The organism is Paraglaciecola algarum (assembly GCF_021532655.1).
Taxonomy (GTDB): domain Bacteria; phylum Pseudomonadota; class Gammaproteobacteria; order Enterobacterales; family Alteromonadaceae; genus Paraglaciecola; species Paraglaciecola algarum.
This window is the reverse complement of sequence record NZ_JAKGAS010000009.1, coordinates 84,943-99,663: the sequence shown is the minus strand read 5'-3', so window position 1 is coordinate 99,663 and position 14,721 is coordinate 84,943. Positions and strand designations below refer to the sequence as shown.

Sequence of the window (14,721 nt, the reverse complement as noted above, 5' to 3'; positions counted from 1 at the left end):
TACTGCAGCCATGCACCTTTGGCTGTGTTAATTATTTGAACAGATCCGGTTGATATGTGCTTCGTGAGTAGGTAAGGCCAATGCAGTTTTATTTACTGCTTCTTTAAGGTGTTGCATATTTTGAATTAGAGCGTTTTCTGGGATCCTATCAATCGCTGCTTCATAATGTTTCGGTACAATGCCTTGTCCCACCAAAACAGACAACCAACTATGTGTTTTAAATAAGTCTCTAGGAGCAGTGAAAATTCGACCACTGTGTTGAAACGTTTCAATCTTGGCTGACAAGGTATCCGGTATTGGCATGTTTTTTACGTAACGCCAAAATGGAGTATCTTCTCGTTGCGTTGTTTTATAGTGGAGTATTATAAAATCCCGGATTTTTTCGTAGTCTTCAGTCATCATATGGTTGTAGTGAGCTATTTCAGCATCATTGCAACCGCGCCCGGGCCACAAATTAATCAGCTCCTGAATGCCCATCTGTGCAAGGTGAATGCTGGTAGACTCAAGCGGTTCGATAAAACCTCCAGCAAGGCCTATTGCTACACAGTTCCTACCCCAAAATTTTTGCCTATGGCCGGTACAAAATTGTAAGGGTAATGGTTCTGTTAGGGCCTTACCTTCGGCGTGGTTTACTAAACGCTCTAATGCTTGGTCGTGTTGCATGAATTGACTAGAATAAACATGTCCATTGCCAGCGCGCTCTTGTAGGGGGATACGCCAGCGCCATCCAGCTAAGTCAGCGGTGGCTTTGGTATATGGAGCGGGGGGAGCTGTAAGTTTTGTTTGCAGGGCGATAGCACGATCACAAGGTAAATAGTGACTCCAATCAACAAACTTGCTCTGCATGACCCCATCAATGAGTAATGCTTTAAAGCCACTACAGTCAATAAACAGCTCACCAGCAACAATTTGGTTATCTTTTAAGGTGACCGATTGGATGTCTCCGGTTGCAGGGTTTTGATCAACATTAACGACCATTTCCTCTATACGTTTTACTCCTTTATTTTGAGCATAGCGGCGTAACATTTGCCCATACTTTTTAGAATCAATATGGTAGGCGTGACGTATAGTCGACAAAATTGCATTAGCCCCTCCTTGCTGGAGAGAAAACCGCTCAAGGTAGGCTGCTGCGGTGCCAATATTGTAGGCGTCGATATCACCAGCAGTATCAGTCGATATTTGTTTTAAACGTAACCACAGCTGATGAAAAGAAAACTCTGGCGTGTCACGACCGTATAATGCAAAAGGGTGGAAGTAACTTTGGCCTTTTTTGTACCAATCAATAAAATCGATGCCTAACTTAAATGTGCCTTGGCATTCCCGTAGCACATCATTTTCTTGTAATCCGAGAAAGTCATTAAATTCTAATAGTGTTGGTATAGTGGCTTCACCGACACCTATCACTCCTATATCTTCGGATTCAATTAAGGTGATGTTTGTATGGGGGGGCGCAGTTCGAGCAATCGCTGCAGCACACATCCAACCGGATGTACCGCCGCCAACAATCACCACATTTTTTACTTTGGGTTTATTACTCATCTTTGTTTTGTAAGATTCATATTTAGTCATTACCTTGGCATTTTCTTGGGGCGAAAGCCTGTTTTAATCACTTCATTGATTAAGTCTCGATGAGTAGGGACGGCTGACATGGCATTTTTACTTTGTTGTCGAATACTTTCAAATTCACGTTTTGCTTCGTCGTAAAAGCGCAGTGCATCTGCTCTAGCCGAAATATCGGTTTTAAAGCCCATGCCATAAAGAATATATTGCCAACTATTTTCATCAAAAATATCATGGCTAAGATCAATATCTAGAAAAGACGGCGGGCGATGTCGCCATTGCTCTAATTTTCTTTTTAGGTAATCGGAAGCAGAGTCTGGCGAACGGTTATCCTGCCAAAATTGAGTGTCATTACGATCGCTTAAATAGTAATGCAGCTTTATAAAATCTTTTACATGTTCAAAACGTGTGGTCATTGCTTTATTAAATTGTGTCGCTGAATGTTCATAATCGCCTGACCAAGGAAATAAATTACATAACATTAAAGCGGCAATTTCAGCAAAACTAATACCAGTGGCTTCTAAAGGCTCAATAAACCCTACAGATAGGCCAATACCTACACAGTTTTTATGCCATTGGGTTTTTCTAATACCCGGCTCAAATGGGAGTACTTTATGTTGTTTATTATCGGCTGCTGGACCAATGTGTTTTTTTAATGTGGCTAGTGCTTCATCATCACTACAATATTTTGAAGAATACACGTAACCGAGACCTCGACGGTCATGTAGACCTATATCCCAAATCCAGCCTGACTCTTTAGCTGTGGTATAAGTACACGATGGGATGGGGGTGTTGGGATGTTCATAAGGTATTTGCATAGCTACAGCGCGGTCACAAAAGAGTTCATTTTTAAATGAGGTCAACTCCGAACCGAGTGCTTTACCAATTAAGAGGGCTCTAAAGCCGGTACAGTCGATATATAAATCAGCTTTAAGTTCGCCATGGGTGCGCCCTTGAACATAAGAAATTGCGCCATGCTCATCAAGTTTGACATCTTCTATGGTGTCAATTAAGCGTTTGACTCCCATAACCATCGCTCGGCGACGAAGAACTTCAGCAAATTTAGACGCATCAAAATGATAGGCGTAATTAAGAGGTCCATCGTAATTAGGGTGAGTAATTAATTTGGGGGCAAGTTTGCCATCAACCACTCGCTCTTGCACTGTACAAGCCTCAGCCCACGGCACATCGCCGGCAACGCCAAGCAACCAATAAGGCAAAAGATCCATATCTGTGTGTTGAGAAGCCACTTGAAAAGGATGAAAATAGCTATTCTCCGGATCATCCGCCGGATTTTTTTTCCAATTATTAAAGCGAATGCCTTGTTTAAATGTGGCATTCGCATCACGAATAAGTTCACTTTCATCAATGCCAATAGTGCGCATTGTTTTACGAATAATAGGAAAGGTACCCTCACCAACACCTAGGATACCAATTTCGTCAGATTCTACTAACGTGATAGACACCCCTCCAGGGGTGTCTGCTGCTAACATCTGCGCCATGTATGCGGCAGTTGTCCAACCGGCGGTTCCCCCGCCAACAATTAAGACACTCTTAGTCATTCTATACCTCGTATCACATTAGTTAAGTTTGCTTAAGAGCATCTTTACCGCTTACCTTAAAACCGCTTGCCTTAAAAAGTCATACTAAAGTGAAGGCTATAACGACGATCCGTTACAAACACTGCACGTTTAACAAAGACATCATCTAATATTTCCATCTGTGTTACCTGATCCTCATCAGTGAGGTTCTGAACGTTTAGTTTCACATTCATATTATCAGATAATTTGTAGGAGATACTCGCATCAAGACGACCACTGGCTTTAGCATAAACAGGTAAACCGATTTGAATATCGTCACCAGAGAACGGGTCCTGATAGACTCTGGTCGAGCTACCATCATTAGTTGTGGTTAAATAATCATCACGCCAGTTATAGGCGATACGAGCACTTATGGAATCCAAATCATAAAGTAAGGTAGAAGAGTAGGTCCATTCAGAAAGACCAATAACCGGCACTACAAGTTTGTCACCATTAATATCTAAGGCAAATGCATCAGGAGCGTCGTTGTTAATATAAGTCACGTTAGCGTCGATACCAAAACCACTCATCCAGCCATCAAGTTGATCAAAGTATGTACGTCCGGCTAATTCGAAACCACTAATGATGGTATCTTCATCTGCATTAAAATTAGTACGACTCGATATATTGCCATCTAGGAATACACTATCATCGACATTTTCATCTGCAATTTTGGATTGCGGCAGATCTTCTTCAGAAAAGAAGCCACTCGCCGGTCCTGAAAAGTTATTGAAAGTAATGTAATTTTCAACTGTTTTATGGAATAACGATAGGCTAACCGATGAACCTTCTTTAGGATACCATTCGAGCGAGAAGTCATGATTCAAAGCAATTTCTGGCTCTAGGAATGGGTTACCTGAACTATTTGCATAACCCGCAAACACTGACGGAACCGAAATATCATCCTCAGGGTATTGTAAGTCTAATTGCTCATTAATCGGGTTAACAGTGGTTTGAACACTGGCATTACCTCGTGCTCTAATTTGAGAAGAATTCGGCGCGGTCAGTGTTTTAGTAAACGCATAACGAGCCACCCAGTCATCAGCTGGTTCAAATTTAATATTAAACGACGGTAAGATGTAATCGTTAGAAAAGCTGCCCCTTCGGTCGATAGAATAACCAACACTTTCTCTAGTAAGAGGAGGTTGTATACCTTCATTGGCTTCTTGCCACGCTAGAGCCCCTTCAATACCGCCCATTGCTGCTAATGATGCATCAGCATCTGCTTGGTTAGCATAATAACGAGATTCATCAACAAAGGTAAAATTACCAATACTTTCAACGTCATACTTAACATAACGTAAACCGAAATTACCACTAAATGTAGTAAATGCTGAATTACCGTCTTGTTCAAAACCAACCATGAAATATGCATTTCTTGATTTGTAAAACGTTTCATACCACTCCGGCGTATTATTTAGAGTTCTATCTTCGTATAAAGCGGTACTTGCTTCTGGATCTGAACATTGATAATGAAGATTAGGTCCACAAGAAGCATAGGTGTCTATAAAGCGGTTAAAATTATCATTTTGATTCAATTCAGGCGTGCCAAGCCAAACACTGCCAAGTGATGGAATATCGCCTTTAAAGAAATCAGAAAACTCTTCATGGTAAAAATCTCCATCTGTTGCCGAACCTACGTCTCCTCTAGGTACACCATTCCAATCACGCCCTGTTGCTGACCACCAACTACCGATAAAGGAATCTGCTTCATTACGATTCTCAGTTCGCGCGCCAAATTTTACTTGTTTAAAAAAATCACCATCAATATGAATGATTGCATCTATATGAGCTGCATGGGTTTTTGAGTCGGTTCTTGAATTCAGCCAAGTAAATTTAGAAAAACCGGTATCTTCTGGTGCGGTTGATAACTCTTGACCATTGAAGTCGATAATTTGTCGATCACCAGAAACATCAATATTAGTTTGAATAATATTATTGCCATTAGTAACAGAACTACCAATGCCATATTTACCGAAATGGGCTCTAGCATTTGTGAATTGATAACTGCCACTTAGTTCCCAATTATCCTCAATGTATTTAAAGCCGGTGACGTGATCTGAGGTTTTACCAAAAGCTGGACGATAGCTTCTTTCCGAACTAACAGCCAGGCCAGATGTTAAATTGTTGCTACCAATAGCACCTCTGACAAATACATTATTATTATCAAATTCAGCTCCGTCAAAAATACCTACTTGACCATTTGTTTCATTAGTCATAATCAGGCTATGTCGATTACTGGCTTTTTCTGATGCAAAAGTGGTGTGATGTACCTCTAAATTGTCAAGAGGCTTCCACTGAACAGCAGCATAATAACCTTTACGAATACGAGAAAACTCGTCATGGGTTTGGCGAACACCACTTGGGACGTAAACTCGGTTACCATTATAATTATTTGCATAATAAGGAGGGTTAATTAAGTTACTATCAAACGATTCAATTTTTGAGTAGGCCAAATCAACAAGTACACCAATTTCACCGATGTCAGTATCAAAACGATCTGAAATCAAGCCTGACAGTGCCGGTGTTAGTGCATCGGAGAAGTCACCATAGTCAGCAGTTGCAGATAAAGAACCATGAAATCCTTCATAATCAAATGGCATTTTAGTTTCTAAATTGACAGTACCAGCCACACCACCTTCAACCAAGTCTGCGCGGCTCGCTTTATAAACCGTAACCGTCTTTAAAAGTTCGGGACCAATGTCATTCCAACTCAGTCCATTACCACCATTAGCTGAATAAACCGCATGACCGTTAACTAATGTTTTGGTTTTAGTTAAACCTCGAACTTGAGCGCCTGAGCCCTCAAAAGAAAAGCCATCTGGTGAACCTTCAGCCCCTGCTCGCACTCGATTCATGGTTACGCCAGGCACACGTTGTAATATTTCAAGTAATGATGTGCTTGGTACTTTACCGGCTTCATCTAAAACGATTGAATCCCCAATAGTGGTATCTTCACGTTTCAATTCTAAAGCGTCAGCAAGTGATTGACGTTGACCTGTAACAGAGATGATTTCTAATTCGTCTGTATCTTGGTTGGTGTTTTGTTGTGCGTATGCCTGCGAAGTGCAAGATATTATCGCAGCCGCTAGTATAGATTTTTTAAACATAGGCGAAGCCTCATTTTTGCCAACCTTTCGATGGTTTGGCAAAATTAGAGGTTTTAAACTGTTAAATTTTGACATTTATGTATGAACTCCCAAGTTAATTATTTTTTGTTTTTAAAACTTAATAAGTGATGAATATGTGCACCTTATTTAGTACCTATAAACCTTTCACCTTGTTCCTTGTGTCACTGCTACCGGTAGCAATTTAATTTATAAAAACCTATAGTTACCCGTAACATTTCTGAGGTGTCAAATAATGTGATTGTTATCAATTTTAGTTACTTGAACACCTGTTACTGGTAACATACAGTTGTAAATTATTAAAAAAATTTATTTTTATTAACAATGTGTTTACTTTTTTTTAAAGTTTTGTGATTGGGATGTGTCAGTAAATTTACTCTATCTGTATGATATTTAGGAAATAATATAATTCAACCTGTACACTATCATTAGATTTTTCGTAAGATTTAAACATGGTATTGAAAATTCATATCAGATATTTCTTAACGTTAGATAAAGGAATTATTTGATGTTTTAGTCACTGGAAAAGGACTTTTAGTTAAAATTTATCGTCTAGAGTTTCAGCGCAGATTTATAAAGTAAAATAGAGCAAAACTTAATTTCTAACGTTTTGCTTGCTAATAAAGTCTGCTTTTTGCAATATACTTAAACGTTTAATTTAAGGTTGCTTTAAGCACTGCTTATTATGACTGAAAAACTGAAATCGACTAAAATTGTGTGGACACTAAAAACAGTGGCTAAAACCCTGAATGTGTCAACGGCGACCATTTCAAATGCGTTTAATAGGCCAGATCAATTATCTAAATCTTTACGTGAACGAATTTTAACTGAATGTGCAGAAATTGGTTATCACGGGCCGAACCTTACTGCACGCTCCCTAAGAAAAGGGGAGTCTGGTGTTTTAGGCGTGTTATTGAGCGATCCTTTGAGTTACTACTTTAATGATCCTGTGGCTAACCAGTTTTTATCTGGTATTGCAGAGACCATAGAAAAACACCAAAAGCAATTATTATTACTGTCTGGTGCAGATTCTGGTAAACACAACTCTGGTATTGAGTCACTTCCCGATAGTTTTATTGTGTATGGTAGTCAAGAAAATAACCCATTGTATAAACGAGTGATTCAATCGGGTAAACCTATTGTCACTGTTGATTTTGATGCCCCTGAATTTGCTTCTATTAATATAGATAATCAAGCGGCTGCTTATGAAGTGGCTAATTTTGTGTTAACAAAGAGAGTTGACCCTTCTGCTGCAATTTTGGGGTTGAGGCTGATTCATTCTGAAAGAGTATGCCGTATCACGGAAGATGAGTTATACGATGAAAGTGAATCTGTTTCTCGAAGAAGATTGAACGGTTATTTGCAAGCAGCAAAAGAAAACCAAATCGTTATTTCTCCTGAGCAAATTTGGCATGTACCACATAATACTTTTGCTTTGGCTAAGCAAGCTGCAAAAGAAGTATTATCTATTAACCCACGACCTAATATTATTTTATGTATGAGTGACGTGATTGCAAGCGCGGTTCTGAACGTGGCTGCTGAAATGTCTATATCGATTCCCAATGAGCTGAGTGTGGTCGGTTTTGATGATATCCCTGAGGCAAATAGAACGTCTCCTCGTCTCACCACTGTCTGTCAAAAAAGTAAAGAAAAAGGCGAGCAAGCGGTACTAATGTTAGTAAAAGGTGAAACTATTTCTAAGATCCTTATGCCGACAAAACTTATTGAACGGGATAGTGCCTAACTATAACATACTGTTTTAATTGTATTTATCTGTATTTTGTCACGGTGGGATAGTTTGCCATGTGACAGTGAATTTATTCAATTGTTAAATATTTTGTGTGATTTGTTGAATTAAGATTAATTTTGAGCCACAATAACTTAAACGTTTAAGTTGATTGCTAAATATACTTAAACAATGGTTTTTATAGGTTTAAGTCAATATTCGAAATTAACCCTTAACTATTAAGCGCGGGAGATAATGATGTCATTAAATAACAAGGTTCAACTGATCACCTATGTGGATCGGTTAGGTTCAGGTAACTTAGAAGATATGAACAAGGTCTTAAACAACCAGTTAAAAGACTTGTTTGGTGGAGTGCATTGTTTGCCATTTTACTACCCAATAGATGGATCTGATGCTGGATTTGATCCAATAGATCACACTAAGGTAGATGAGAGATTGGGCGATTGGGGTGACGTAAAAGCCCTAGGTTCTCAGTTTGAAGTCATGGCTGATATGATAGTAAATCATATGTCAGCTGAGTCTCCTCAGTTTAAAGATGTTTTGGTCAATGGTAAATCTTCCATATACTACCCTCTATTTTTAACTAAAGAGAAAGTATTTGGAGAAAATCCGAGCAAGGATGATTTAGCAAAAATCTATCGTCCACGGCCTACACCTTGCTTTAGTCAATTTGAAGTAGCAGATGGCCAAATTGAAAATTTTTGGACTACCTTTACCTCTAATCAAATAGATATAGACGTAAAATCTGACGCTGGGGAAGCCTATTTGGATGACATTATGACCAAATTTTCTAATGCTAATGTCTCTCTAATTCGTTTAGATGCGGCAGGTTATGCTATTAAAAAACCTGGTTCTAATTGTTTCATGCTTGAAGAAACATTTGAGTTTATTCAAGAGCTTGCTGATAAAGCAAAAGCTAAAGGCATGAAATGTTTAGTGGAAATCCACTCTCATTACGAAACTCAAGTGAATATTGCGAAAAAGGTCGATCTTGTTTATGACTTTGCTTTGCCGCCATTAATTATGCATTTACTTTTTACCAAAGAAGCGGCGCCATTAGCAAAGTGGTTAGAGGTCTCACCTAGAAACTGTGTGACTGTTTTAGATACCCATGACGGAATAGGTATTATTGATGTGGGTAAATACGATGGTAAACCAGGTTTATTAGATGACACTTCGATTGATAACTTAGTCGAAAAAATACATAAAAATAGTCAAGGTGAAAGTCAAAAAGCCACTGGAGCTGCGGCTAGTAATGTTGATCTTTATCAGGTTAATTGTACTTACTATGATGCACTTGGTGCAGACGACAAGGCTTATTTGTTATCTCGCGCTATTCAATTCTTTTGTCCGGGTATTCCACAAGTTTATTATATGGGATTACTAGGTATTCAAAATGACATGGCCTTACTTGAGAAAACCAATGTAGGACGGGATATCAACCGCAGCTATTTAGATAAACAAATGATTGAGTCGCAACTTGGTAAACCTGTTGTAAAAGGTTTATGCCAATTAATTAAACTAAGAAATAATTCCAGCGCATTTGAAGGCCAATTTAACCATAGCTTAGACAAGCAACAACTCATCTTGAGTTGGTCAAACGTTAATAAAAGCCAAGCTCAACTATGTATTGACTTGAATAACTTGTCTGCCAAATTAACGTTTATCGAAAATGAAGCGAGTTCTAGTTATCAGTTAGAAGACTTATTACTCTAATAACATGACTGAAACTTTAACGATAAAGAAAGATATATGATTGATTTATCTCAAATAAAACAAGTAACGTAACAAAAATGTTAAAATATGTGGTTTTATGTTGCAAAATGGTTTTTTTGAGATAAACTTACTTAAACGATTAAGATGATTGTTAAATAATTATCTTAATCGAATTTTTAAAGTGTTCGCGCACTGATACAAACCAATTGAGGCACCTAAAAATGAATACATTCACTAAACTTAGCAAACTTTCTCTAGCTGTATCGATTTCTTTGGCGACAAGCAGTATTTATGCACAAGAAGAGTCTGATACCTTAGGTTTTGAACAAATTATTGTTACAGGTACACCGCAAGCTACCACAAAAATGAAATCTAGTGTGTCGGTGAGTACCATTGATATGAGTGATATGGAAGTGGCTACACCTAGAACAACGGCTGAGATATTCAGAACCATTCCTGGTATTCGTTCTGAGTCTACAGGTGGAGACGGCAATGCCAATATTGCAGTGCGCGGTTTACCTGTTGCTGCAGGTGGTGCTAAATTTTTGCAGTTACAAGAAGATGGTTTACCAATAATACAGTTTGGTGATATCGCTTTTGGTAATGCAGATATTTTCTTAAGAGCAGATTCAACGATTGAAAGTATTCAAGCCATTCGTGGTGGCTCAGCTTCAACTACTGCCAGTAACGCACCTGGCGGCATTATCAACTTTTTAAGTAAAACAGGTGAAACCGAAGGGGGCAGTGTATCTGCAACCATAGGTCTAGATTATGATACTTTGCGCACTGATTTTGAATTTGGCTCAGAATTGTCAGATGACTTACGTTTTCATATCGGTGGATTTGTACGTGAAGGAGAGGGGGCGAGAAACACAGGCTATTCAGGTCAATCAGGTGGGCAGATTAAAGCCAATATTACCAAAGATTTAGATAATGGTTATGTCAGACTTTATTTTAAACATTTAGATGATAAAAGCACTGGGTATTTGCCTATGCCTATGTACGCAAACGGTGATTCAATCCCAGGGTTTGATGCTCAACAAGATACGCCACACTCAGCATACCTATTGAACATGACTCGTTTAGATGGTGATAACAATATTAGTCGTTCAGATTTACGTGACGGCATGAACCCTGTTGTTAATGCATTGGGTTTTGAAACCGTTATTAACCTTTCTGATGACTGGACTTTTGAAAATAGATTCAGAATTTCTGATATATCTGGTTCATTTGTTTCTTTATTTCCTGAGTCGGTTGCAAATGCAGACGTTATGGCAGCAAACTTTGGAGAGGGAGCAAGTCTAAGTTATGCCAATGGTCCTATGGCAGGACAAGCTTTTCCAACTAATGCTAACGGTAATGGTTTAGCCATGCGGATTCATACTTTTGATGTTGATTTGAATGATATGGGTTCATTGGTAAACGATATGAAGTTAACTCGTAGCTTTGATAACGTTTCAGTAACTGCCGGCTACTATAAAGCTAGACAAGAAATAAGCATGTCATGGTTATGGAATTCTTATTTAATGGAAGTTAAAGGCGATAATGCTGCGTTATTAAATGTGGCAGATGCGAATGGAAATAGCTTAAGTGACAACGGTTTATTAGCTTATGGTACACCAGCTTGGGGTAACTGCTGCCAGCGTAATTACGACTTAACTTATAATATTTCTGCGCCTTATATTGCGGTGTCTGCCGATCTAGGTGATGTGACATTTGATGCGAGTTTCCGTCGAGATCAAGGGGATGCAGTGGGCACATATGCTGGTGCTGTGACCCAAACATTAGATATGAACGGTGACGGTGTTATTTCTGTTCCTGAACAAAATGTGGCCGGTATTGACAATGCTAATCCATCTATCGCTAATTATGACTGGAGTTACAATTCTTATTCAGTAGGCGCTAACTACTCAATGGACAGAGATAACTCTGTATTTGCAAGATTAAGCCGCGGTGGTCGAGCAAACGCTGACAGATTAGCATTTGGTAAGATAGCGGCTGATGGCAGCGTAACTAAAGAAGATACTATTGATTTAGTTGATCAAATAGAAGTGGGTTACAAATATAGACAAAAAGATTTAGGTATTTTTGTGACTGCCTTTATGGCTGAAACCGAAGAGCAAAACTTCGAAGCAACGAGCCAAAAATTCTTTGATCGAGTATACGAAGCCAAAGGTGTTGAAGTAGAGTTTGCCTACGACATGGATGTTTTGAGCTTCCAAGGTGGTTTGACTTGGACGGATGCTGAAATTACCAAAGATCGAGTAACGCCGGCTGTAGTAGGAAATACTCCTCGTCGACAAGCAGATCTTATTTATACACTAACTAGCACTTATAAATTGGATGAAGCAACTTTAGGTGTGAATTTAATTGGCACCACTGGCGCTTATGCACAAGATAGTAATGAGCTTAAATTTGATGCCTATACCCAAGTCAATGCGTTTGCTCAATACTTTGTGACTGATGATTTTACAGTTAGTTTAAACGTTAATAACTTGTTTGATGTGGTAGGTATCACAGAAGCGGAAGAAGGTGCAGCAAACCCTAATGACGTTATTCGTGCAAGAACAATAAACGGACGCACTACTTCGGTAAATTTACGATATAACTTCTAACGAGTACCATGGGTAAAGCTACCAACCTAAAAAAACAGGTTGGTAGCGCTTTCAAGTCACTATACAAGAGTACCTGCAATGAATGATTCAAACGCTAATTTGTCTACCATAAAAATCTTGACCTACATGATGTTTATGATGTTTGCCATGACCACAGATGCAGTAGGTGTCATTATTCCTGAAATCATAAAGGAATTTGGTTTATCTATGACTGCTGCAGGCGCATTTCATTATGGTCCTATGGCCGCTATAGCCATAAGTGGAATTGGTTTAGGTTTTTTAGCTGATAAATTTGGACGAAAAGCCACCATTATAGCTGGCTTAGTCTTATTTGCATTTGCATGTGGCCTGTTTGCAATTGGTCACTCTTTTGGTTTTTTCTTGTTTTTATTAGTTATTTCTGGATTAGCCATAGGGATCTTTAAAACCGGCGCTCTAGCACTGATAGGCGATATCTCCGATTCAACAGCTAGTCATACTAAAACTATGAATTTAGCGGAAGGTTTTTTTGGAATTGGCGCGATAATAGGACCATTTATTGTGACCTATTTATTAACGTCGGGTGTAAGTTGGAAGTATTTATATGTATTTGCCGGTGGAATTTGCATCTTGCTATGTTTGATTGCAGTTAAAGTGAATTATCCAAAAACAGTGACAGAATCCTCAGAACCGATCAATTTATCTCGCACATTTTCATTACTTAAAGACCCATTTGCGCTAGGTTTTTCAGTGGTTATTATGTTGTATGTGGCTGCTGAAGCAGCTATTTACGTGTGGATGCCTTTACTCCTATCTGAATACACAGGTTCATTTGCATGGGCTGCTACTTGGTCTCTTACTTTATTTTTCACCCTACGAGCTATTGGTCGGTTTTTAGCTGTTTGGTTGTTGAGTAAAATGAGTTGGGAAGTCGCAATGTTATTGTTTTCTGGTGCAATTTGTTTTTGTTACGTACTCAGTATGACCTTAGGGTTAGAGGTTGCGGTGTTTTTACTTCCATTATCTGGTTTATTTATGTCTATGATTTATCCCACTCTTAATTCAAAAGGTATCAGTTGTTTCCATAAGTCTGAACACGGTGCCATTGCTGGTGTCATTTTGTTTTTTACTGCTGCAGCGGCTTCATTTGGTCCACTTTTGATGGGAGTGTTTAGTGACATAATGGGAGGTCATGCAAAATATGGATTTTATATGGCTACGGTTTTTGCTGGGTTGCTTTTTGTAGCTATGATATACAACTGGCTTAAAAAACCTGCGACCCAAAGGCTGGCACAGCAAAATATTTCTCAATATGGAAACCAATAGTTTAAGGACTTTAATCAATGGAAAATATACAGGTTGCGGTTTTTGGTGAAGCGCTCATTGACATGATAAGTCAAGAGCATGGAGTATTTAAATCTTTAGTAGGTGGTTCGCCTTTTAATGTTTGTAGGGCTATTAGTAGACAGAATATCAATTGTTTATATATGTCTCCCATTGCCAACGATGAGTTAGGTAAGCAAATAGCACAGATGGCTAAATGTGAAGGCATTGACGCTCCATTTGTCGGTAAAAGTAATAAACCGACCTCGTTAGCAATCGTCACTACAGATGACAATGGTTTACCCGCTTATACTCTGTACCGTGACAATATCGCTGATTTCGATATTAGTGCTGAAGAAGTAATCAAAAATATTCCTGATGATCTTGCACTTTTTCATACAGGCTCCTTAGTCTTAGTACCTGAAAAGCGAGCGTTTTTACTGCAGATATTTGAATATTTACAAACAAAAAATATCCCGATTAGCATTGATATTAATATGCGAAAGTTAGGTACAGTAGATACAGATGATTACCATCAAACTGTTATCACGCTAATGAAGTATGCAAACTATCTAAAAGTCAGTGATGAAGATCTTGCCATCCTAGGCATAGAGTCTGAGCAACAAAATTATTGTCAGTCGTTAGCTAAAACAGCGGGTATCAGTGTCATAGCTCTGACTAAAGGGGAACACGGCGCAAGTTTAATTAGTCAGGATTTTCATATTGACGGGCAAGGTCTAACGCCTAGTAATTTTATTGATACAGTGGGGGCAGGAGATACCTTTTTTGCTTCTTTACTTAGTTATATATTACGGAACAAATTACAAACCCAGCCTTTGACAGTTAGCTCTCATACGCTATTTGAATCCGCATTAAATTATGCACAAGTAGGTGCTAGTATCAATATTTCCAGAGAAGGATGTCAACCGCCAAATATTGACGAGATTAAAACTGTTGCGAGTAAACTCAATATTCAGATTTAGTTAAATCAGTCGTCATATATTAAAATGCCCGACTTAGTTCGGGCATTTTTATTAAGTTACTACTGAAGCTTAATGATAAAGCGTTATTTA

The 14,721-nt window shown here is 38.6% G+C and carries 8 protein-coding genes; 5 read left to right on the top strand and 3 right to left on the bottom strand.

The window, feature by feature from the left end; all coding sequences use genetic code 11:
• Positions 1 to 27: 27 nt before the first annotated feature.
• The 3 genes from L0668_RS15935 to L0668_RS15925 all read right to left on the bottom strand — a co-directional run bounded on the left by L0668_RS15935 (position 28) and on the right by L0668_RS15925 (position 6,250).
• A complete protein-coding gene (locus L0668_RS15935) occupies positions 28 to 1,569 on the bottom strand; it encodes a tryptophan halogenase family protein (protein ID WP_235313715.1) in 1,542 nt (513 codons plus the stop codon).
• Positions 1,569 to 3,122, bottom strand: a complete 1,554-nt coding sequence (locus L0668_RS15930; protein ID WP_235313714.1) for a tryptophan halogenase family protein — start codon at positions 3,120 to 3,122, stop codon at positions 1,569 to 1,571. Before L0668_RS15930 ends, L0668_RS15935 begins: the two co-directional genes overlap by 1 nt.
• A gap of 71 nt (positions 3,123 to 3,193) precedes the next feature.
• Entirely contained in the window at positions 3,194 to 6,250 is a 3,057-nt protein-coding gene (locus tag L0668_RS15925) for a TonB-dependent receptor (RefSeq protein WP_235313713.1), read from the bottom strand.
• Between the two features lie 703 nt (positions 6,251 to 6,953).
• On the opposite strand from L0668_RS15925, the gene L0668_RS15920 reads away from it, so the two are divergent.
• The 5 genes from L0668_RS15920 to L0668_RS15900 all read left to right on the top strand — a co-directional run bounded on the left by L0668_RS15920 (position 6,954) and on the right by L0668_RS15900 (position 14,631).
• On the top strand, positions 6,954 to 8,012 hold the full coding sequence (locus L0668_RS15920) for a LacI family DNA-binding transcriptional regulator (protein ID WP_235313712.1): 1,059 nt from the start codon (positions 6,954 to 6,956) through the stop codon (positions 8,010 to 8,012).
• Positions 8,013 to 8,252: 240 nt separating this feature from the next.
• On the top strand, positions 8,253 to 9,731 hold the full coding sequence (gene gtfA, locus L0668_RS15915) for a sucrose phosphorylase (protein WP_235313762.1): 1,479 nt from the start codon (positions 8,253 to 8,255) through the stop codon (positions 9,729 to 9,731).
• A 221-nt stretch (positions 9,732 to 9,952) separates the two neighbouring features.
• Complete coding sequence (locus L0668_RS15910) at positions 9,953 to 12,346, top strand: TonB-dependent receptor (protein ID WP_235313711.1); 2,394 nt, start codon at positions 9,953 to 9,955, stop codon at positions 12,344 to 12,346.
• A 78-nt stretch (positions 12,347 to 12,424) separates the two neighbouring features.
• A complete protein-coding gene (locus L0668_RS15905) occupies positions 12,425 to 13,651 on the top strand; it encodes an MFS transporter (protein ID WP_235313710.1) in 1,227 nt (408 codons plus the stop codon).
• A 17-nt stretch (positions 13,652 to 13,668) separates the two neighbouring features.
• The gene (locus tag L0668_RS15900) at positions 13,669 to 14,631 is read left to right on the top strand and encodes a PfkB family carbohydrate kinase (protein WP_235313709.1); all 963 of its coding nucleotides are present in this window, start codon (positions 13,669 to 13,671) and stop codon (positions 14,629 to 14,631) included.
• The last annotated feature ends 90 nt before the right edge of the window (positions 14,632 to 14,721 follow it).

Excerpts from the sequence above, each read along its gene's own strand:
- L0668_RS15925 (WP_235313713.1), bottom strand. The coding sequence starts at position 6,250 with ATGTTTAAAAAATCTATACTAGCGGCTGCGATAATATCTTGCACTTCG.
- L0668_RS15935 (WP_235313715.1), bottom strand. The coding sequence starts at position 1,569 with ATGACTAAATATGAATCTTACAAAACAAAGATGAGTAATAAACCCAAA.
- L0668_RS15900 (WP_235313709.1), top strand. The coding sequence starts at position 13,669 with ATGGAAAATATACAGGTTGCGGTTTTTGGTGAAGCGCTCATTGACATG.
- L0668_RS15910 (WP_235313711.1), top strand. The coding sequence starts at position 9,953 with ATGAATACATTCACTAAACTTAGCAAACTTTCTCTAGCTGTATCGATT.
- L0668_RS15930 (WP_235313714.1), bottom strand. The coding sequence starts at position 3,122 with ATGACTAAGAGTGTCTTAATTGTTGGCGGGGGAACCGCCGGTTGGACA.
- gtfA (WP_235313762.1), top strand. The coding sequence starts at position 8,253 with ATGTCATTAAATAACAAGGTTCAACTGATCACCTATGTGGATCGGTTA.
- L0668_RS15920 (WP_235313712.1), top strand. The coding sequence starts at position 6,954 with ATGACTGAAAAACTGAAATCGACTAAAATTGTGTGGACACTAAAAACA.
- L0668_RS15905 (WP_235313710.1), top strand. The coding sequence starts at position 12,425 with ATGAATGATTCAAACGCTAATTTGTCTACCATAAAAATCTTGACCTAC.